Annotated in this window: 19 protein-coding genes; 8 read left to right on the top strand and 11 right to left on the bottom strand. The window is 53.6% G+C overall.

The annotated features are described in order from the left end of the window. Positions 1–10: 10 nt before the first annotated feature. The 3 genes from ACJ9Y9_RS10605 to ACJ9Y9_RS10595 all read right to left on the bottom strand — a co-directional run bounded on the left by ACJ9Y9_RS10605 (position 11) and on the right by ACJ9Y9_RS10595 (position 1,619). Entirely contained in the window at positions 11–394 is a 384-nt protein-coding gene (locus ACJ9Y9_RS10605; RefSeq protein ID WP_028017370.1) for a hypothetical protein, read from the bottom strand. Positions 395–1,122: 728 nt separating this feature from the next. Then, on the bottom strand, positions 1,123–1,359 hold the full coding sequence (locus ACJ9Y9_RS10600; RefSeq protein WP_028017369.1) for a hypothetical protein: 237 nt from the start codon (positions 1,357–1,359) through the stop codon (positions 1,123–1,125). Next, the gene (locus tag ACJ9Y9_RS10595; RefSeq protein WP_028017368.1) at positions 1,359–1,619 is read right to left on the bottom strand and encodes a hypothetical protein; all 261 of its coding nucleotides are present in this window, start codon (positions 1,617–1,619) and stop codon (positions 1,359–1,361) included. Before ACJ9Y9_RS10595 ends, ACJ9Y9_RS10600 begins: the two co-directional genes overlap by 1 nt. 263 nt (positions 1,620–1,882) lie before the next feature. Here ACJ9Y9_RS10595 and ACJ9Y9_RS10590 point away from each other — a divergent pair, with 263 nt between their 5' ends. Next, positions 1,883–2,284 carry an SgcJ/EcaC family oxidoreductase gene (locus ACJ9Y9_RS10590; RefSeq protein ID WP_028017367.1) on the top strand — a complete coding sequence of 134 codons (402 nt, stop codon included), beginning with the start codon at positions 1,883–1,885 and terminating at the stop codon, positions 2,282–2,284. 53 nt (positions 2,285–2,337) lie between these two features. Here the strand turns inward: ACJ9Y9_RS10590 and ACJ9Y9_RS10585 are convergent, their stop codons facing one another. Beyond that, complete coding sequence (locus ACJ9Y9_RS10585; protein WP_028017366.1) at positions 2,338–2,793, bottom strand: hypothetical protein; 456 nt, start codon at positions 2,791–2,793, stop codon at positions 2,338–2,340. 430 nt (positions 2,794–3,223) lie between these two features. Between ACJ9Y9_RS10585 and ACJ9Y9_RS10580 the strand changes: the two genes are divergently transcribed. Further along, a complete protein-coding gene (locus ACJ9Y9_RS10580) occupies positions 3,224–3,847 on the top strand; it encodes a glutathione S-transferase family protein (RefSeq protein ID WP_028017365.1) in 624 nt (207 codons plus the stop codon). Positions 3,848–3,948: 101 nt separating this feature from the next. Beyond that, a complete protein-coding gene (clcB, locus tag ACJ9Y9_RS10575; RefSeq protein WP_028017364.1) occupies positions 3,949–5,259 on the top strand; it encodes a voltage-gated ClC-type chloride channel ClcB in 1,311 nt (436 codons plus the stop codon). Here the strand turns inward: clcB and bioD are convergent. The 3 genes from bioD to ACJ9Y9_RS10560 form a co-directional block, all read right to left on the bottom strand. Next, complete coding sequence (gene bioD / locus ACJ9Y9_RS10570; RefSeq protein WP_028017363.1) at positions 5,194–5,889, bottom strand: dethiobiotin synthase; 696 nt, start codon at positions 5,887–5,889, stop codon at positions 5,194–5,196. The two genes, clcB and bioD, sit on opposite strands and share 66 nt — an antisense overlap. Before the next feature lie 129 nt (positions 5,890–6,018). Beyond that, the gene (gene mlc / locus ACJ9Y9_RS10565; protein WP_028017362.1) at positions 6,019–7,239 is read right to left on the bottom strand and encodes a sugar metabolism global transcriptional regulator Mlc; all 1,221 of its coding nucleotides are present in this window, start codon (positions 7,237–7,239) and stop codon (positions 6,019–6,021) included. 121 nt (positions 7,240–7,360) lie between these two features. Continuing rightward, positions 7,361–8,266, bottom strand: a complete 906-nt coding sequence (locus ACJ9Y9_RS10560) for a LysR family transcriptional regulator (protein WP_407226101.1) — start codon at positions 8,264–8,266, stop codon at positions 7,361–7,363. Between the two features lie 121 nt (positions 8,267–8,387). Here ACJ9Y9_RS10560 and ACJ9Y9_RS10555 point away from each other — a divergent pair, with 121 nt between their 5' ends. From ACJ9Y9_RS10555 to ACJ9Y9_RS10540, 4 genes are all read left to right on the top strand, one after another. Further along, on the top strand, positions 8,388–9,641 hold the full coding sequence (locus ACJ9Y9_RS10555; protein WP_028017360.1) for an MFS transporter: 1,254 nt from the start codon (positions 8,388–8,390) through the stop codon (positions 9,639–9,641). A gap of 74 nt (positions 9,642–9,715) precedes the next feature. Further along, positions 9,716–11,200, top strand: coding sequence for a carboxypeptidase M32 (locus ACJ9Y9_RS10550; RefSeq protein ID WP_028017359.1), 1,485 nt, complete (start codon positions 9,716–9,718; stop codon positions 11,198–11,200). Positions 11,201–11,619: 419 nt separating this feature from the next. Beyond that, positions 11,620–12,087: an acid resistance repetitive basic protein Asr gene (gene asr, locus ACJ9Y9_RS10545; protein WP_028017358.1), complete on the top strand. Its 468-nt coding sequence runs from the start codon at positions 11,620–11,622 to the stop codon at positions 12,085–12,087. A 278-nt stretch (positions 12,088–12,365) separates the two neighbouring features. Next, a complete protein-coding gene (locus tag ACJ9Y9_RS10540; protein ID WP_028017357.1) occupies positions 12,366–13,187 on the top strand; it encodes a serine protease in 822 nt (273 codons plus the stop codon). A gap of 1 nt (position 13,188) precedes the next feature. Here ACJ9Y9_RS10540 and ACJ9Y9_RS10535 read toward each other — a convergent pair whose 3' ends face one another. The 3 genes from ACJ9Y9_RS10535 to mdtJ form a co-directional block, all read right to left on the bottom strand. Then, positions 13,189–15,351 carry a bifunctional diguanylate cyclase/phosphodiesterase gene (locus ACJ9Y9_RS10535; protein ID WP_028017356.1) on the bottom strand — a complete coding sequence of 721 codons (2,163 nt, stop codon included), beginning with the start codon at positions 15,349–15,351 and terminating at the stop codon, positions 13,189–13,191. A gap of 84 nt (positions 15,352–15,435) precedes the next feature. Next, positions 15,436–15,765, bottom strand: a complete 330-nt coding sequence (gene mdtI, locus ACJ9Y9_RS10530; RefSeq protein WP_028017355.1) for a multidrug/spermidine efflux SMR transporter subunit MdtI — start codon at positions 15,763–15,765, stop codon at positions 15,436–15,438. Continuing rightward, the gene (gene mdtJ, locus ACJ9Y9_RS10525; RefSeq protein WP_028017354.1) at positions 15,752–16,114 is read right to left on the bottom strand and encodes a multidrug/spermidine efflux SMR transporter subunit MdtJ; all 363 of its coding nucleotides are present in this window, start codon (positions 16,112–16,114) and stop codon (positions 15,752–15,754) included. Before mdtJ ends, mdtI begins: the two co-directional genes overlap by 14 nt. A 421-nt stretch (positions 16,115–16,535) precedes the next feature. Between mdtJ and ACJ9Y9_RS10520 the strand changes: the two genes are divergently transcribed. Next, positions 16,536–17,570, top strand: a complete 1,035-nt coding sequence (locus ACJ9Y9_RS10520; RefSeq protein WP_028017353.1) for an AI-2E family transporter — start codon at positions 16,536–16,538, stop codon at positions 17,568–17,570. Positions 17,571–17,573: 3 nt separating this feature from the next. Here ACJ9Y9_RS10520 and ACJ9Y9_RS10515 read toward each other — a convergent pair whose 3' ends face one another. Further along, a complete protein-coding gene (locus tag ACJ9Y9_RS10515) occupies positions 17,574–18,521 on the bottom strand; it encodes a zinc-dependent alcohol dehydrogenase family protein (RefSeq protein WP_028017352.1) in 948 nt (315 codons plus the stop codon). Between the last annotated feature and the right edge of the window lie 22 nt (positions 18,522–18,543).

The following is an 18,543-nucleotide window of genomic DNA, read 5'->3' as shown; positions in this document are numbered from 1 at the left end:
GGCATAACAGTCACCCTCGCGCTAAGACCACGCGGTCCTGTGATTTTTCAACGATTTTATAAGATCTCAATTTTGATAGCACGCCAACACCTCCTGCAGCGACAGCCACAGCTATAGCGCTTGCGGTAGTTGCGCTACCTAAGACAGTAACAGCTGCGCCGCCAGCTATTAGTCCAGAGGTTGCGGTAGCAGGCGCAGTTGCACCACCAGTACCTAAAGTTGCAATAAGTGAGTATGCAGCAAGACTTATTGCACCAAAAGCTATTGCCCATGCAGCTTTTCCTGTCGCCTTTATTTTTATTGTCTTACTAGCTAAATCTCCTTCAATAACGATCGTATCCAAGTCGTCTTGAACGGCTTTAGCCAACTCTTTTTCTGTAGTTACAGTACGCATTAAATACTCCACAATTTTTCTATTGAAGTAGTTTTTATCGGTCGAATCGTGTGAGAGCTTGAATAATATTAAGTAAACACGACATGCTCAACTAAAGCGACACACAACAAACATGAATTAAGCACCTAGCAATGGGCAGACAATCGATTTACCATAACGCCAAATTACGCGCACCGCTCAGACGTGCTCAGAGCGATTTGAGTGCGGAGTCGATGAAAAACCACAGCTTACTAGGCAAAATTACGCAAAACAGCGCAGGTGAATCCTGAGAGCATGAATGGTTATGCATCAGGGTGCATGACTCAAGATTTGAAACGAAATATCTACCGGAATGTCTCTTTTACGCAAAATGGGCCCGCGGGCCCACTAGTGAAAACGGTGAGCGTGGGTACAATTTATTGCGTGCCCGTGAGCCGTTGGACAAACGCAGCGCGTCAGTGCACTCCCAGCCTGAACCCCAAATCATCAGTTTATGTTTATTTTTCACCTCAATAAGTCTGAGAACCTTATTTCATTGCGGCTAGCCCAGACTCCTTTCTACATATCTGCTGCAATCAAATGTCCGCTCCTCGCTCAAAGCTGTCCTTGGGCCTAACCTACGATAGCTTCGTGCAAAGAGCAGACATACATATCTTTATATTGAGAGACTTAAACCGCTTTGCTAATGAGGACAGGCGATCTGTGCCCAACACGCAATACGACTTCCACAACTCGTTCAGCGCTGAAACTCACCAAAGCCAACGTCTCCTGGGCTCCTGCCAGGCTCCCTGCCACAGGTCAAAACGTGTGAGTGGTTCAATTTTTTTTAGGATGGCAGCTTCACCCGCGGATGAGAGACTTCGCTCCGAAAAGGAAATACCGAAAAGGCCTTCAGCGACCGGGAATATTTCACATTCTGACGTCAGCAATCCCAATGCTTTTTCTATCTTGCTACGTTCTGCTTTGATAATTAACTGAAGTCCCATCAGCTTTTAAACTCCACAATGGCTACTTGTTCAAGCGCTTGCCTGACCTGGGCCTGAACATGATCAGGGATGGATTGCCCTCTGATGTCATAGACGACCCGGCATGTGTGAATATGCGGTGGAAGCTGCGATAGTCCCCAGCCTATTCTGGCAATATTGTATGCAATACTGAGTCTTATCGATTCTGGTGATAGCAGACCGTGGTTGGCCACAAGAAGAAACTCGCCGCGTTCTTCATTTATAAACTCCGGGGTAAACATTATTCCTCCCTTCCATTGTCTTCGCCAACTTCTGGCAATTGAATGCTTTTTCATCAATGCCTTATCTTAGCAGGAATCCTGTTCGAGTTACGACGTCCGCTTGACGTTCAGAACGGATCTTAAACGTCGTTATCTCGTCAGCTCTTCGCTCATAGCCGCCCTAACGTTACCTAAACCCCGAACTCCCCCATAAACCTGGTAGTTATACAAACTAACCAGGCTGTTACGTTAATACGTGTTAATCACTTAAAAAGGAAATGCGCATGACCCCACATCCGCTGCGTCAGATCATCGAAGCCTGCGATCGCGCCATCACCACCAAAAACTATGACGCCCTGATGGAGTACTACGCCGAAGATGCGGCTCTGGTGGTCAAGCCCGGCATGACCGTTAAAGGTAAAGAAAACATCCGCAGCGCGTTTATTGCCATCGCAGATTATTTTCAGGATCAGCTGGTTGTCGAACAAGGAGAGATGCAGGTGATAGAAGGTGGCGGCAATGCGCTTGTTATCATGGAAACCATTCTGCGTTTTCCTGATGGCAAGGGTGGAAGAGCGGAAATATCACGTCGCGCCACCTATGTTTTTCGACAGGAGAGCGATGGTCGCTGGCTTTGTACCATCGACAATTCCTACGGGACGTCACTCCTGGATACGAGGAACTGATTACTTTTATCACGACGTCAAAGGGGCGCTACCGCCCCTCCATACCAGCACCCTTAATGCGCAGTAATGCGCGGCTCCTTCACAAACTCCGACAGCAGCCACACCATATCGTGCAGCAAGCCCGTTAGCTCTTTCGCTACATTCGCAGGTAGCGTTCCGCCCTTAACCGCTTGTGTCAGCGCCAGAGCATAGTCCACCTGGGTCACGGTATCCTGCCAGCAGTCCGGCACGCAGGAGTTCAGTTTCTCACCCATGATCAGTTGCGCGATCAGGTCAGGCGGAAGATCGACATCGCAGAGTTCCCTTAGCTTCCGCAGGGCGTGCAGCAGACGCTCGCAAAGCGTCGTAAACATCGTTGCATCCTCGATTTCGACCAGCACACTCACCAGCGCGGCGCAGTTGTCGGCAACGTCAAAAAGATCGGCATCAGCAGGAAGCGGTCGGGAGATAAGCTGCAGAATGACGCTTTCGTCAGACGGGAGATAAGTCAGGGTTGGGATAGTAGCCATACAAGGCATCCTTCTATATGTAGTTCAATTAACTACCCAATGAGTTCCTACGCCCGAGGGGTAGCGCTGACAGAGGTAGGAATACCGCCCATATAGAAAAACGGCCAGCCTTGCGGCTGCTCCGCCAGCGCCACCGCAATTGTAACGGGATCGGCGCTGCCGCGACATACGAAATGTCACTATATGGTAGATACGGGTTCCTACGCCCGATTGCGGATGTGCCGCAACGCAGGCACTTTACGACCCCGATCGGTTTAAGAAAAGACATAGCCCTTAATTTCACAAGGTTACTTTGCGGTTTGCGAGGCGTCTTCCAGAAACGTTCCGTCTGGTCAGGAAAAGCACTCCCCACCAAATTTTGCCCCAACCTCCTCTGCTGAACTGATGTATTGTTTTCGCACAATGAACGCCTCTAAAGGACACCTGCGCAATGATAAACATCCTCGGTAAAACCACCTCTATCAACGTTCGTAAAGTGCTCTGGACCTGCGAAGAAGCCGGTATCGCGTACCAGCAGGAAGATTACGGCAGCGGCTTTGCCTCCACCGAAACGGATGAGTTTCGCGCGCTGAATCCTAACGCCATGGTGCCTGTGCTGATCGATGACAATTTCGTTCTGTGGGAATCCAACTCTATCTGCCGCTATCTGGCGCGCAAGGCAGGACGTTATGATCTGCTGCCGTCAGAACCGCAGGCCTGTGCCAATGTCGAACACTGGATGGACTGGCAGGCAACCGAGTTCAATAACGCCTGGCGCTATGTCTTCCCTGCGCTGGGGCGTAACAACCCGGACTATAACGATGCCGAAAGGATTGCAGCGGGGATAAAAGAGTGGAACAGGTGCATCACCCTCCTTGAGGGGCAGTTACAGCGCACCGGTGCCTTTGCCGCAGGCGAAGTGTTTACGCTTGCAGATGTTGTGCTCGGGCTGTCGGTGAATCGCTGGAAAATGACCCCTTTCGACAAACCTGATGTACCCGCCGTTGATGCCTGGTTTGAACGACTCAACCAGCGCCCGGCATTTTTGCGTCACGGTAATAACGGAATGGTGTAGAAATACGGCCGGGCGTCGCCCGGCTTTTTCGCACGCATACCTTTTGCTAACCCTGCCATTTCCCGCCACAATATTGCATCGACTCCGTTTAATCGCGACTCATGCAACGTCTTCACACTTATCCCGACATCCGGGCAATGTTTCGTCGACTCCTGATAGCCACCATCACTGGCGTACTGGCCGCGCTGGCCGTTGCGGTGTTCCGCCACAGCATGTATCTGCTGGAGTGGCTGTTTCTCAGTAACGACAGCGGCAGCCTGGTGAATGCCGCCGCCGCGCTCTCTCCCTGGCGGCGCGCACTGACGCCTGCCCTGGGTGGGCTGGCGGCCGGGTTACTGTTATGGGGATGGCAACGATTTACCGCGCAGCGCCCTCACGCCCCAACTGATTATATGGAAGCGCTGGAGACCGGTGACGGTCAGTTTGACTACGGCGCCAGTCTGGTGAAATCCCTTGCGTCACTGCTGGTCGTTGCCAGCGGCAGTGCCATTGGCCGCGAAGGGGCGATGATCCTGCTTGCCGCCCTCGCCGCCTCCTTTTTCGCCCGCCGCTTTACACCGAAATCCGAATGGAAACTCTGGATCGCCTGCGGCGCCGCGGCCGGGATGGCCAGCGCCTACCATGCTCCGCTAGCCGGAAGCCTGTTCATTGCGGAGATTCTGTTTGGCACGCTGATGCTGGCCTCGCTTGGCCCCGTGGTTATTGCTGCGGTGGTGGCGCTGCTCACGACGCATCTTTTAGCGCCCGGAACCCTCACGCTCTATGACGTACATCTGAGTGGCATACTCAACGCGGCAGATTATGCCCTGTTGCTCGCTATGGGTCTGCTGGCGGGCCTCTGCGGCCCACTGCTGATGTGGCTGATGACGTTCAGCCATGGGCTATTCCTGCGTATCAAACTTTCACCGCCGTGGCAACTGGCGCTCGGCGGTTTGATCGTCGGGCTGCTGTCCCTTTTGACGCCTAAGGTGTGGGGGAATGGCTACAGCGTGGTTCAGGCTTTTCTGATCGCGCCCCCGTTGCTGTCGGTCATTGCCGGTGTGTTTATCTGTAAACTGCTGGCGGTACTGGCCAGCAGCGGCTCGGGTGCGCCGGGAGGGGTATTTACGCCTACGCTGTTTGTCGGTATGGCGACGGGGATGCTGTTTGCTCAACTTTTCGCGCTGTGGTTACCGGGCTCTGAGACGGCAATTTTGCTGGGGCTGGCAGGGATGGCAACGTTACTCGCCGCAACCACACATGCGCCCATTATGTCGGCGCTGATGGTCTGTGAAATGACCGGGCAGTATTTTTTACTGCCCGGCTTGTTGGTCGCCTGTGTCGTGGCGTCCGTGCTGTCGAGGACGTTACGCCACGACTCGATCTACGGTCAACACGCCACCGAGGGCAGAGAGATCGATGTATTGCGCTAACTCGCGCTGCTCTGCGCGGGGCAGGTACGGCAACTCACCGACCAAAGGCCCAGGCAGTTTTGTGCTCAGCACGTCGATGATTTCAGCGTAGTGCGCAAGTCCTGGGTTGATGCGGTTTGCCACCCAGCCAATCAACGGCAGGCCGTCATTGGCAATGGCTTGTGCCGTCAGCAGCGCATGGTTAATGCAGCCTTCCTGGATACCCACAACCATCACCACAGGAAGTTGTTCCTGCACCACCCATTCAGACAGCGGGCGCAAATCATTCATCAGGCTGCGCCAGCCGCCCGTCCCTTCAACCACAACGTGATCAACCTTCCCGCTCAGGTTTGCCAGGCCATCAGACAGCAGGGGGTAATTAATCATACCGCTGTGCGCCACGCTGCTCTCCTCTTCGCTTAACGCAATTGGATTAACCGCGTCATAAGGCAGCTCCAGCGACGAGACGCTTTGCAGCACCAGAGCGTCTTTATTACGCAATCCCTCTGGCGTCTCTTTACTGCCTTTTGCGACCGGTTTGTACCCTGCAACGCGTTTACCGCTTGCAGCCAGTGCCTGCAGTAATGCGCGGGATACCACTGTCTTTCCGACAGAGGTATCTGTACCAGTAACAAAGAAACGCTTAAGCATGACTCGCTCCACCTCTTGGGTATGCTTCGAAATATAAACCAGGTAAATAATTCAGTGGGGGAAGTCTACGGGATGCGTGCGCTACCCGGCTTGAGATAGCGCAATTTTTCTTACATCTGCAGAAAAGAGTTAACCCTGTAACAGGCGGATCAACAGCGAGCCGTTATACATGGCATCTTTAACCAGCGCCGCACCTGCCATCGTGCCCTGGTTGGAGAATTGGGTACTTTCTACCGCAATATTTTTGCTGTACGCGGGGAGCGACTGCTGATGAATGCAGGCCGAAATAGCCGGGAAGAGGATCTCCGCCGCCTGGCTGAGCGGCGAACCAATCAGGATTTTTTGCGGGTTGAAGAGATTCACCATAATGGCCAGAATGCGGCCAACGTTGTTACCTACACCGGTAATAATGTCCTTCGCCAGGAGATCGCCCTGACGCGCGGCAGCGCAGAGGGAATCCACCGTTAAGGGTTGTCCGTGTAGCGAGGAGCTCATGGACTGGCCGAGCCTCGCCTGCGCCAGTTCCAGCACGCTTTCCACGCTGGCAATGGTCTCCAGACAGCCATGGTTCCCGCAATAACAGCGTTTACCGTAAGGGTCGACCTGGGTATGGCCGATTTCGACCAGACTACTGCTTCCGGCATGCAGAAGGCGTCCGTCAGTGATCACGCCCGCCCCGACGTTATGATCGATGACAACCTGAATGACGTCCCGCGCACCACGTGACGCGCCAAACAGTGCCTCAGCCATCGTCCAGGCGCTGATGTCATGCTGAATATAGACCGGCACACCGGTATGGTTTTTCAGCACTTCACCCAACGGCATCTCTTTGACATCGTCGTAAAACGGCATACGGTGAACAATGCCGTTTTCGGTATCAATAATGCCCGGCATGGTGATGGCAATCGCCGTTAAGCGTTCAAGCCGCTGCTGATGACGGATAAAGAAGTTATCAATATGCGAGACAATCGCATCGAGGAGCGGTTCCTCAGCATTGAGCGGCAGTTCAAGCCTGTCTTCCACCACCAGTTTGCTGCTCAGGTCGCGCAGCGCAAGGAAGATTTCTCCCCGACTGATGCGCAGTGACAGGTAGTGCCACGCTTCCGTCTCGACCACCAGCCCGACCGCCGGACGGCCACGGCTGCCCGGCTCCTGGATCTCGGTCTCCTGAACCAGGTGGGCTTCCAGCATTTCGCGGACAATCTTGGTGATACTGGCAGGTGCCAGTTGTGCCAGGCGCGAAAGATCGATACGCGAAACCGGACCAAGCTGATCAATCAGGCGATACACCGCGCCAGCGTTGGTCTGCTTAATCTGATCAATATGCCCTGGCTGACTATCAGCAACCACCTCGTACTCCCTTATTTTCGAGCTTCGAAATAAACTGTGGGCTATGGTGAAGCACTTCCATGGCCGTCGTCAAATATTTACTTAGCCATGTGATTTACTGCACATTTTTACCCGTATTTCCCTATAAATATCGCCCGGCAGAGGCGCTAATTAACTGCTGTTTAAAACGCTGAGCGGCATGACTCTGTTCATGATGTTTTGACCATACCAGCCACATCTCTGAAACGGCGTCCTCTTCAGCGATGGTAACCCAGCGCATTTCGCGCAATTGTACCCGTTTAAAGGAGGCCGGAAGAATAGACACGCCCAGCCCGGCAGCGACCAGACCAATAATGGTCATCGCCTCCCCAACTTCCTGGGTGATAACCGGGGCAAGATCGTAGCGGCGCATCAAACCCAGAATATCATCATACAGGCCCGTCCCGACCTGCGGGTCAAAAAAGACAAACGGCTCTTTTGCCAGTTCTGCCAGCGTGACAGACGGACGCGAAGCCAGCGGATGATCGTGAGGGATCATCGCCATCAGCGGTTCGCGCAGGATCACCTGCCACGACAGCGTGTCCGGCAGTTGAGTGTTACGCATCAGTCCCAGATCCAGCGAACCTTCATTCAGTGGCGCAATCTGTTCGCGGGTATTAATTTCGCGCGTCTGAATATGAACATCCGGAAAATGCCGGCGGAATGAGGAGAGTGTCTCCGAGACGGCGCTGATAAACGGTGCGGACGAGGTAAACCCGATCCGCAGTTCTCCGGTTTCCCCGAGATACAACCGTTCTGCCCGGGCCGCGGCCTCCTCGACCATACTCAGGATTTGTCTGCTGTCGGTCAGAAACTGTTTTCCCGCCGCCGTCAGACTCACGCTGCGGTTAGTACGGGCCAGAAGACGCGCCCCAACCTGCTGCTCCAGGCTCTGAATCTGCTGGCTTAGCGGTGGCTGAGAGATATTCAGTCTTGCTGCCGCGCGGCCAAAATGCAGTTCTTCGGCAACGGCAACAAAGTAGCGGAGGTGACGCAGCTCAACATTCATATTTTTAAAGTATCATTTGAGATTATTAATATATTAGACAGAATATTTACATTTTCCTACCCTGATCGTGTGGTCATACCCGTCACCAGAAATCACGGGGATGTTTAAGCAAGGAAACTGTGTGAGTCGTACAACTGCCATTGATATCGATCCGGCCAGAGATATCAATGATTTACCCGTAGCATCTCAGCCGGTTCAGTTCATTAAACGCGGTACACCTCAATTTATGCGCGTCACGCTGGCGCTCTTCTCAGCGGGTCTGGCAACGTTTGCATTGCTCTATTGCGTTCAGCCGATCCTGCCCGTTCTCTCTCACGAGTTTGGCGTATCACCTGCCAGCAGTAGCGTTTCGCTCTCAATTTCCACCGGGATGCTGGCGATTGGCCTGCTCTTTACCGGCCCACTTTCCGATGCCATCGGTCGTAAACCGGTGATGGTTACCGCGCTGATGCTGGCCTCGGTCTGTACGTTACTCTCGACCATGATGACCAGCTGGCACGGTATTCTGGTGATGCGTGCGCTGATTGGTTTATCGCTCAGTGGGGTTGCCGCTGTAGGGATGACCTACCTCAGCGAAGAGATCCACCCGAGTTTTGTTGCCTTCTCAATGGGGTTGTACATCAGCGGGAACTCCATCGGCGGGATGAGTGGGCGCCTGCTGAGTGGGGTATTTACGGACCTCTTTAACTGGCGTATTGCGCTGGCTGTCATTGGCTGCTTCGCCCTTGCGTCTGCACTGATGTTCTGGAAAATTCTGCCGGAATCGCGCCATTTCCGCCCCACCTCGTTGCGCCCTAAAACGATGTTTATCAACTTCCGTCTGCACTGGCGTGATAAAGGGTTGCCGCGCCTGTTTCTGGTCGGCTTCCTGCTGATGGGCTCCTTCGTCACGCTGTTTAACTATATTGGCTACCGCCTGATGCTCTCACCGTGGCATCTGAGTCAGGCCGTTGTCGGTTTGCTTTCTGTCGCTTATCTGACCGGAACATGGAGTTCTCCAAAAGCCGGAGCGATGACGGCACGCTTCGGTCGGGGACCGGTGATGTTGGTATTCACAGGCGTGATGTTACTCGGCCTGCTGTTGACGCTCTTCTCCTCCCTGTGGCTGATTTTTGCTGGAATGCTGCTCTTCTCCGCGGGATTCTTCGCCGCCCACTCGGTCGCCAGCAGTTGGATAGGCCCACGCGCCCGTCGGGCCAAAGGTCAGGCGTCGTCGCTTTATCTGTTTAGCTACTATCTCGGTTCCAGTATTGCCGGGACGCTCGGCGGCGTGTTCTGGCATAACTACGGCTGGAACGGCGTGGGTGGGTTTATTGCGCTGATGCTGTGCGCAGCGCTGCTGGTTGGCGCCAGTTTGCATAAACGTCTGCATTAACAATCCACCGCCTTCGTGTTTAAATCAAGCCGATGCTAATTTTTGTCATCGGCTGATTCAGACACGAGGACTTCATGAAAAACAACAACTACCAACAACTCACCCGCACCTTCCAGCGTCTTTCCCGATTCTCCCACCTCTCCTCTATCGCCAGTTGGGATATGTTCACCATGATGCCGCCAGGCGGCAGCGCTGCCCGTGGCGAGGCGCTGGCGGAGATAAGCGTCCTGCAACACCAGATCCTGACCGATAAAAAAGTCGGCGACCTGTTAGCGGCGGCGGCAGATGAAAATCTGAATGATATAGAACAAGCCAACCTGCGCGAAATGACGCGTCAATATCAGCAGGCCTCGCTGCTGCCAGAATCGCTGGTGGAAGCCAAATCCCTGGCGGGCAGCAAGTGTGAACACGCCTGGCGCACGCAGCGCCCCGCCAACGACTGGCAGGGCTTTTCCGCCAACCTGAAAGAGGTGGTCAAACTCAGTCGCGAAGAGGCTCGCCTGCGGGCCGAAGCCAAAGGCTGTACGCCGTACGACGCCCTGCTGGATATTTTTGAACCCGACATGACCAGCGCGCGTCTGGACGTCCTGTTCGGCGATATGAAATCCTGGCTGCCGGACCTGCTGGCAAACGTGGTGGAAAAACAGGCTCAGCGTTCGTTTGTTCCACCGCAAGGCCCCTTCCCGACAGCAACACAGCGTGAGCTGGGGCTGGAAGCTATGCAGATGTTGGGCTTCGATTTTAACGGCGGACGCCTGGACGTCAGTGCGCACCCGTTCTGCGGTGGCGTGCCGGAAGATGTGCGAATTACCACGCGTTATGATGAGGATGAACTGCTTAGCGCGCTGTTTGGTGTGATTCATGAAACCGGCCACGCCCGCTACGAACAAAACCTGCCGCGAGCGTGGGCAGGACAGCCTATCGCTCTGGCGCGCTCCACCGCCATCCATGAATCCCAGAGCCTGTTCTTTGAGATGCAACTCGGTCGCAGTGAGGCCTTCCTCAAACATCTCCTCCCTGCGGTGCACGCCCGTTTTGGCAGCCAGGCGGCGTTCAGCGAAGAGAACTTTATTGCCTGGAACCAGCGCGTGAAGCCGGGCTATATTCGCGTCGATGCGGACGAAGTGAGTTACCCGGCACATGTGGTGCTGCGCTATGAGATTGAACGTGCGCTGATCAACGGCGAGATCGAGGTGGACGATATTCCCGCCCTGTGGGACGAGAAAATGCAGGCCTGGCTCGGATTATCCACGAAAGACAACTACCGCAACGGCTGCATGCAGGATATCCACTGGACCGATGGCGGTTTTGGTTACTTCCCGTCCTACACGCTGGGCGCGATGTATGCTGCACAGCTATTCCATGCAGCAAAGACTGCGCTTCCGGGTTTACAGGCCGCCATCGCTGAGGGCGATTTTTCCGCATTGTTTGACTGGCTACGCCAGAACATCTGGCAGCACGGTAGCCGCTTTACCACGTCGCAGTTAATTACCCAGGCGACAGGTGAAGATCTGAATATCCGCTACTTCCGGGAACACCTGACTTCGCGTTATCTGTAATCTGTTTGGCCAGGGCTGAGGGATCTCCAGTAAATTTTTTAAGCAGAAGCGATTCAGATTTTCCAGGCGTAATAATTGACTCGCAGCGACGCCCTGGCCCGGGGTCGCCAGGGTGGTGGCGATTGAGCCACCCTGGCACGTTCACCGGTGTTGTCATTACAGAGTAGCAAGGAACATAAAGTGAACGGAATGACCACTACAGCCGTATGTTCCCCCCTCACTCCTGCCCTCTCCCTCTGTACACCCTCAAGGGAGAGGGGTCATCTGTGCAGGCATTATTTTCTGGGGAGCCCCGGCAATGTACATATGGTTACACAGCGATACCAATCACTCACGGAAACCTCGAATTTACAGGGATATAGTTATTTCAACGGCCCCGCAGTGGGGTTAAATGAAAAACCAAATTCGAGGGTATGAGAATGAATAAAGTATTAGCTCTGGTTGTTGCCGCTGCTATGGGTCTGTCTTCTGCTGCGTTTGCTGCTGAAACTACTGCAACCGCTGCACCGGCTGCCGCTCCAGCTGCAACCACTACTGCTGCTCCAGCAAAAGCGGTTCACCATAAGAAACATCATAAAGCAGCAGTGAAAAAAGAAGCCGCTGCACCAGCAACCGCAGCACCAACCGAGCAGAAAGCTCAGGCTGCCAAAAAGCACCACAAAAAAGCCGCTAAACCGGCTGTAGAGCAGAAAGCGCAGGCCGCTAAAAAGCACCACAAAAAAGCGACCAAACCAGCTGTAGAGCAGAAAGCGCAGGCTGCTAAAAAGCACCACCACAAAAAAGCGACCAAACCAGCTGTAGAGCAGAAAGCTCAGGCCGCTAAAAAGCACCACAAAAAAGCAGTAAAACACGAAGCTGCTAAACCAGCTGCACAGCCAGCTGCGTAAGAGTACAAGCTTAATCGTGCCCTTCGGGGCACGTTGGTAAACCGGCGCTGAACCGGAACAGGTTCCGCGCCGTTTTTTTATCCGGAGGGCGTATGCTGCGACGCTATCGGTTTGAGCTGATCCTGATCCTGCTTATTTTATGCGCGCTCATCGCAAGCCATTTTTATCTTTCCTGATTGTAGCACGCTGATTTTACTCCCACTTTAGCGCTGTCCCGTCTATAGTATTTTCATAGGGTTCACTTTTAATAATCATAATTACCCCCACCAGAGTGTGATATGCGTAAATCTGTTGTGTTGTTACTGGGAACGTTTGGTCTTTTTTCTGGATTTTCACATGCGGATGATGGCGGTGATGACACCATTAGCGCGAAAGATCTAAAAACGCTTTTTTTCGGTCATGATGACCGGACTCGCGTCACCGATCCTACCCAGGCGCCCTGGGATGCGATAGGGCAACTGGAAACCGCCAGCGGTAACTTGTGTACCGCGACGTTGATCACCCCGCAGCTTGCCCTGACGGCCGGCCACTGTCTGTTGACACCGCCAAACGGTAAGCCAGACAAAGCGGTTGCCTTGCGGTTTGTGTCGCAAAAAGGAATCTGGCGCTATGAAATCCACGGTATTGAAGGCCGGGTTGACCCTTCTCTCGGCAAACGCCTGAAACCCGATGGTGATGGCTGGATAGTGCCACCGGCAGCCGCCTCATGGGATTTTGGCCTGATCATTTTGCGCTACCCGCCTTCAGGTATTACGCCGCTGCCGTTATTTGACGGAGATAAAGCCGCACTCACCGCCGCCCTGAAAGCTGCCGACCGCAAGGTGACGCAGTCAGGCTACCCTGTTGATCATCTGGATGCGCTTTACACTCACACCGACTGTGTTGTGACGGGCTGGGCACAAACCAGCGTGCTTTCGCATCAGTGCGATACGCTGCCAGGCGACAGCGGTTCACCGTTAATGCTGAAAACGGATAACGGCTGGCAATTGATTGGCGTCCAGAGCTCCGCGCCTGCGGCGAAAGATCGCTGGCGCGCAGATAACCGGGCGTTGTCTGTTACCGGTTTTCGCGACAAGCTGGAAGCGCTGGCGCAACAGTAAATCAGCACTGCCTGATCTGATGTAATTCTCTGATTGACTCAATTGGCATCGGCTGGCTGAACCAAAAACCCTGCAGTTGATCGCAGCCAGCCAGCCGTAGCAGTTTCATTTGTTTTTCGGTTTCCACCCCTTCCGCCACCACCGCCATGCCCAGCGCATTGGCGATCCGCACTGTGCCGCTGACCAGCGCTGCCGCCTGTTCATCGTTGCCCACCAGCCCGGCCAGTGATTTATCAATCTTAATGGTGTCGAAGTTAAAACGCCGTAAATACCCAATACTGGAATAGCCCGTGCCAAAATCATCCAGCGCCACCGCGGTTCCAAGCGCTTTAAGATTGGCTATTGCCATGCGGGCTCGCTCCGGGTTTTCCAGCACATAGGTCTCTGTTACCTCAAGCTGCAATCTGTTGGCCGGGAAACGCGTGGTCTCCAGCACACTGGCCACTTTGTCTTCAAATTCGGGATCCCGAAATTGTGCAGGAGAGATATTCACGGAGAGTTTTAGCTCACTGAATGGCTCCAGATCCTGACAGGCCCGCTGCAAGACAAACTGGCCCAGTTTGTAAATCAAACCACTGGTCTCTGCAATGGTGATGAAGGTGTCCGGGTCAAGTGGCCCGCCCGGTCGACGCGGCCAGCGAACCAGCGCTTCGACACTGCTCATTTTCTGGCTGTGAGCGTCAATAATTGGCTGGTACCAGACCTCAAACTCATCGCGCTCCAGGCCGCTTCTGATCTGATTCTCAATCGCCAGCTTACGTTCACGGGTACTGTTCAGCGCCGCGTCGTAGTGGGTGATGCGTCCTTTTCCACTCATTTTGGCGTGATACATGGCAATATCCGCACGGCGAAACAGCTCAGTACTGGTGCATTCGATCAGGGTGCCGCTGGCAATACCTATACTGGCGCCGATATGGATTGTGCGCTCCCCTAGCCGAATCGGGATGTTGAGAAAATCCAGCACCGAACGGGCAAACGCAGTGGCCTGCGCTTCCGCACCATCACCGCCGATGGTCATGGCAAATTCATCGCCGCCCATGCGTGCCAGCATCCCTCCCGGTGGGACGCGTTCATTCAGCGTTTTCGCTATCACTACAATGAGATCGTCACCCACGCTATGGCCGTAGATGTCATTGACATCCTTAAAGCCATCCAGATCGATAAACACCACGCTTTTGACGTCAATATCGCCGCGTAAACTCACGCGCTCCAGGTCTTCGATCAGCGCACGTCGGTTCGGCAGATGGCTTAACCAGTCCGTTCTCGCGACCATACGCGCCTGATTTTCTCCACGCGCAAGTTTGTACAACCCCACACCACTCACCAGAATGAAGAGCAGGATCAGCGCCGACGCCAGCACCACAATCTGCCTGATATCAGACGATGCAGCCCGGGCGGCTTGCGCTCCCGGAAGACGAGCCTGCCAGTTCAGGTATCCCAGTAACTCTCCTGCTGAACTGCGCAGGGGCATACTCAGATTATTGATTTTTTCAGGGGTAAAATTGAGGTTATCAATCTGAAAGGTCGTCCCCAGATCGGATAATATTTTCGCGCTCAGATGACGCGTAATCACCAGATAGCGGCGTGTTCCATCGGTAACCTGTAAATCTCCAACCATCGGGCGAATCAGCCCTATCCCAATAAATGCAATGCCGTTACGCGTTCGGGTGATGCCCGCATAGATATTTTTATCACCGGGCAGTGCTTGTCCGTGCTGGTTAATAAGCCCTTTGAAGCCTTTGCCAAAAAAATCAAGGTTCGTCTCTTTGAACGGTTGGCTTTGAAACGATCCCCAGATGACATTGAAGTGTTCATCAAGCACGAAAGTGCCGTCATAAAGGTTGTTAATTTTAAAGCCAGCGCCCCAGGTGTTATACAGCCAGTTGGGATCCAGGGTTGGACGGTACGTCTCGTGTACCGCATCGTCCCAGACAGCGTTATCCAGGACCAGAGAGGAGACTCGGTTGACGGATGTCTGAATGGCACCCTGCACGGAAAGTGCCGAGCGGTGTTCGTCAATTTCATTGGTTTTCGTGCTGATAAGGTGCAGGGATAGATAGAGCAGTGCGACAATGGAAATGATTAAGCCGATCCCCGCGATGAAGACCATGGCAAACAATGTTCTCGCAGTAGGAATATTGCGCCAGCTCAATGTGCGATACATCAGCCATCCTCTTCAATGTTATGCTTTTCTAAGAGTACTACAGGCAGCGAATTTCGCTGCCTGTAAATAATGGCTGTCAGTATATCAGGCGAGTTTTATCATGATCATACCAGCAAGCAGTAATATCAATCCTACCCAGCCTTTGTTATTTAAACGCTGACCGAAGAGCACCCAACCTGCTGCCAGCGTGGCGGCGATACCAAACCCTCCCCACAGCGCATAGGCAACAGAAAGGTCGATTCCTTTTACCGCCTGGGACAGGGCACTGAACGCCCCCAGAACCGCCGCAATCGACATCAGTCCGTACACTTTACGGCGAAAACCATCCGAGAATTTCAGCAGGACGTTAGCCAGAATTTCCAGCACGATGGCAAAACCCAGCCAGGCCGCATGAACCCATTCAAACTGTTGCATGGTTCTGCTCCTTCTGCTGTTTTGTCGGCTTACGAGTACCCGATTTAATCAGCACAATACCCGCAACCAGGGTCGTTAACCCGGCAACCTTCATCGTGGAGAGCGTTTCGTCAAATATCATGACGCTGAACAGTGTAATCAGCAAAATACCGATCCCTTCCCACAGGGCATAGGCCACACCCAGCGCAATTTTTTTCACTGCAAATGAGAGGAAAATATAGGAAAGTGAAATCATCACCAGCATTAAAATAAAACCGGTGTTGCCATCGCTGACACTTGCCCATTTCATCGACAACGTGCCGGTAATTTCAGCGATAATAGCCAGAGCTAATAAAATCCAGTAAAACATGTTTTTCTCCTGCTTGAGAATATAATCCATCGTGGCCCGCCGCGAACAGCAAACCAAAAAATATGAAATTAAATCGGACAGCTAAGCGCGTAGCGCCAGCTCAGGCAGAAGATGTGACTATAGTGCGGTGCGCCAGTGTTGCTCACCAGAAAGCAGGCAGAAGGAAGAGGAAAATACAGCAGTATTGTTTGAAAAGTACGTCCTGAACAAATTGTCCATAAAATTACAATTATCCGCGGTGTTGCTTCTCGTCTTTGCGGATCAAAATTGTCCTCGGTAGTTAAACACGCCAGATTTGTACCATAAGTCAGGATTTTACTCAAAGTCTTTGCAATTCTTTACCCACCCCGTTTGATTTTGGTTGCTTTATTACAGCGGGTTTCGCATTTATTATAAATAAAAAGATTATTCCGGAGTCACCATGGCTAAACCCATCATTACCCTGAACGGGTTAAAAATTGTCATCATGCTGGGCATGCTGGTGATCATTCTGACAGGCGTTCGTTTTGCCGCCGACATCATTGTCCCCTTTGTTCTGGCGCTGTTTATTGCGGTGATCCTTAACCCGCTGGTACAGCGTATGACTCGATTACGCATTCCGCGCGTACTGGCGATCACCCTGCTTATCAGCATCATTATTATTGCGATGGTTCTGCTCGTCGCTTACCTGGGGACGTCGCTCAATGAACTGGCGCGAACATTGCCGAAATACCGTTCGTCACTGGCGATACCGCTCCTGCAAATTGAACCCTGGCTGCAGCGCGCAGGCATAGAAGTCTCGGTTGAGGAGCTCCTGAAATATATCGATCCCAACGCGGCCATGACGCTTGTCACCAGCCTGCTGGCGCAACTCTCCAATGCCATGACCTCTATTTTCCTGCTGTTCTTAACGGTGGTGTTCATGTTACTGGAGGTACCGCAACTTCCCACAAAGCTGCAGCAGATCATGGTTCGTCCGGTTGAAGGTATGGGGGCAATTCAACGTGCGCTGGACAGCGTTTCCCGCTATCTGGTGTTAAAAACGGCCATTAGTCTGGTTACTGGAGGGGTGGTCTGGGGAATGCTCATGGCGCTGGATGTCCGCTTCGCATTTGTCTGGGGACTGCTGGCGTTCGCGCTTAACTACATCCCTAACATCGGCTCCGTACTGGCAGCAATTCCTCCTATTCTTCAGATGCTGGTTTTCAGCGGGTTCTATGACGCGTTGATTCTGCTGGCAGGATATCTGGTGATTAATCTGGTGTTCGGCAACATTCTTGAGCCACGGATGATGGGACGTGGACTGGGGTTGTCCACACTGGTGGTATTTTTGTCCCTTATTTTCTGGGGCTGGCTGCTCGGCCCCGTTGGGATGCTGCTTTCCGTTCCGCTGACCATCATTGTGAAGATTGGCCTGGAACAGACGGCAGGTGGGCAAAGTATTGCCGTGCTGCTGAGCGATATGAGCCATCAATAGCGGTCACGCCATCATCGACAGGATAGGCTTGCCGGTTCTGCCACCTTCACGGTACGCACTTAGCGCCCTCTGCCATTCCGTCAGAGGGTACACCGTGGCATGGCTATACTGGCTATCACGCAACTGAGGCCAGATGCGTTCGAACTCGGCATGCCACGCCTCCACGCTGAGCGCATCGAGATAGTTACGAATATGAAACCATGCCACGCGCGGCATGGGGCGCTGCTGACGGAAGGTTTGCCCGGAGAGCAGTCCGTAGCAAACAAACATGCCCTGCTCGGGCATCACGTTGAGAATAGCTTCCGCAAGCGCTCCTCCGGTCGCATCGTAAACAACATCGGCACACGCAGCGATAGCGCCGATTCTCTTCGTATCCTGTTGCGCGACGGGAATGATCCCCATCGCATCCAGCCTTTCAGCATGTACAGGCGAACGGTGAATACCGTATACCGCTTGCGCTCCCCTCTGACGCGCCCACTGCCCGAGCAGAATGGCACAGTCAGAACCGGCAGCCGTGAGCAACACCCGCTTTCCCTGTGGTGGATAGTGAGCGAGCATCATCTGCGCCGCCAGCGGATTGATATAGGCCCGTGCGGCCAGGCGTGAGTCGATATTGTCCGGAACGGGGATCGCATACTCAGCCGGGCAATCAACATAGCGCTGCCAGGTTCCTTGCCCCCGTAAGGGTAAGACGCGCTTGCCCACCAGCCCCATGAAGGGGGCTGGTGCCTGGGTCACAATCCCGACGCCTTCATACCCTGCCACCGCCGGTAGCGGCGTCCGGTGGCGATAGGCCCCGGTAATGGGGATAAGATCGGACGCGTTCACCGGGGAAAACAGCATTTGCACACGAATATGACCCGGTGCAAGCTCGCCCAATGGCGCTGTTTCCGGCTGCAGAACAGAATCTGGCTCGCCAAAACGTCGATACCAGAGGGCCAGGTTTTCCATTACGATCTCACGGCTGATTACA

Source organism: Enterobacter sp. CPE_E1241 (genome assembly GCF_045618265.1).
Taxonomy (GTDB): Bacteria; Pseudomonadota; Gammaproteobacteria; order Enterobacterales; family Enterobacteriaceae; genus Enterobacter; species Enterobacter adelaidei.
Note: the sequence above shows the minus strand (reverse complement) of the source record. Positions and strands in the feature narration are given on the sequence as shown.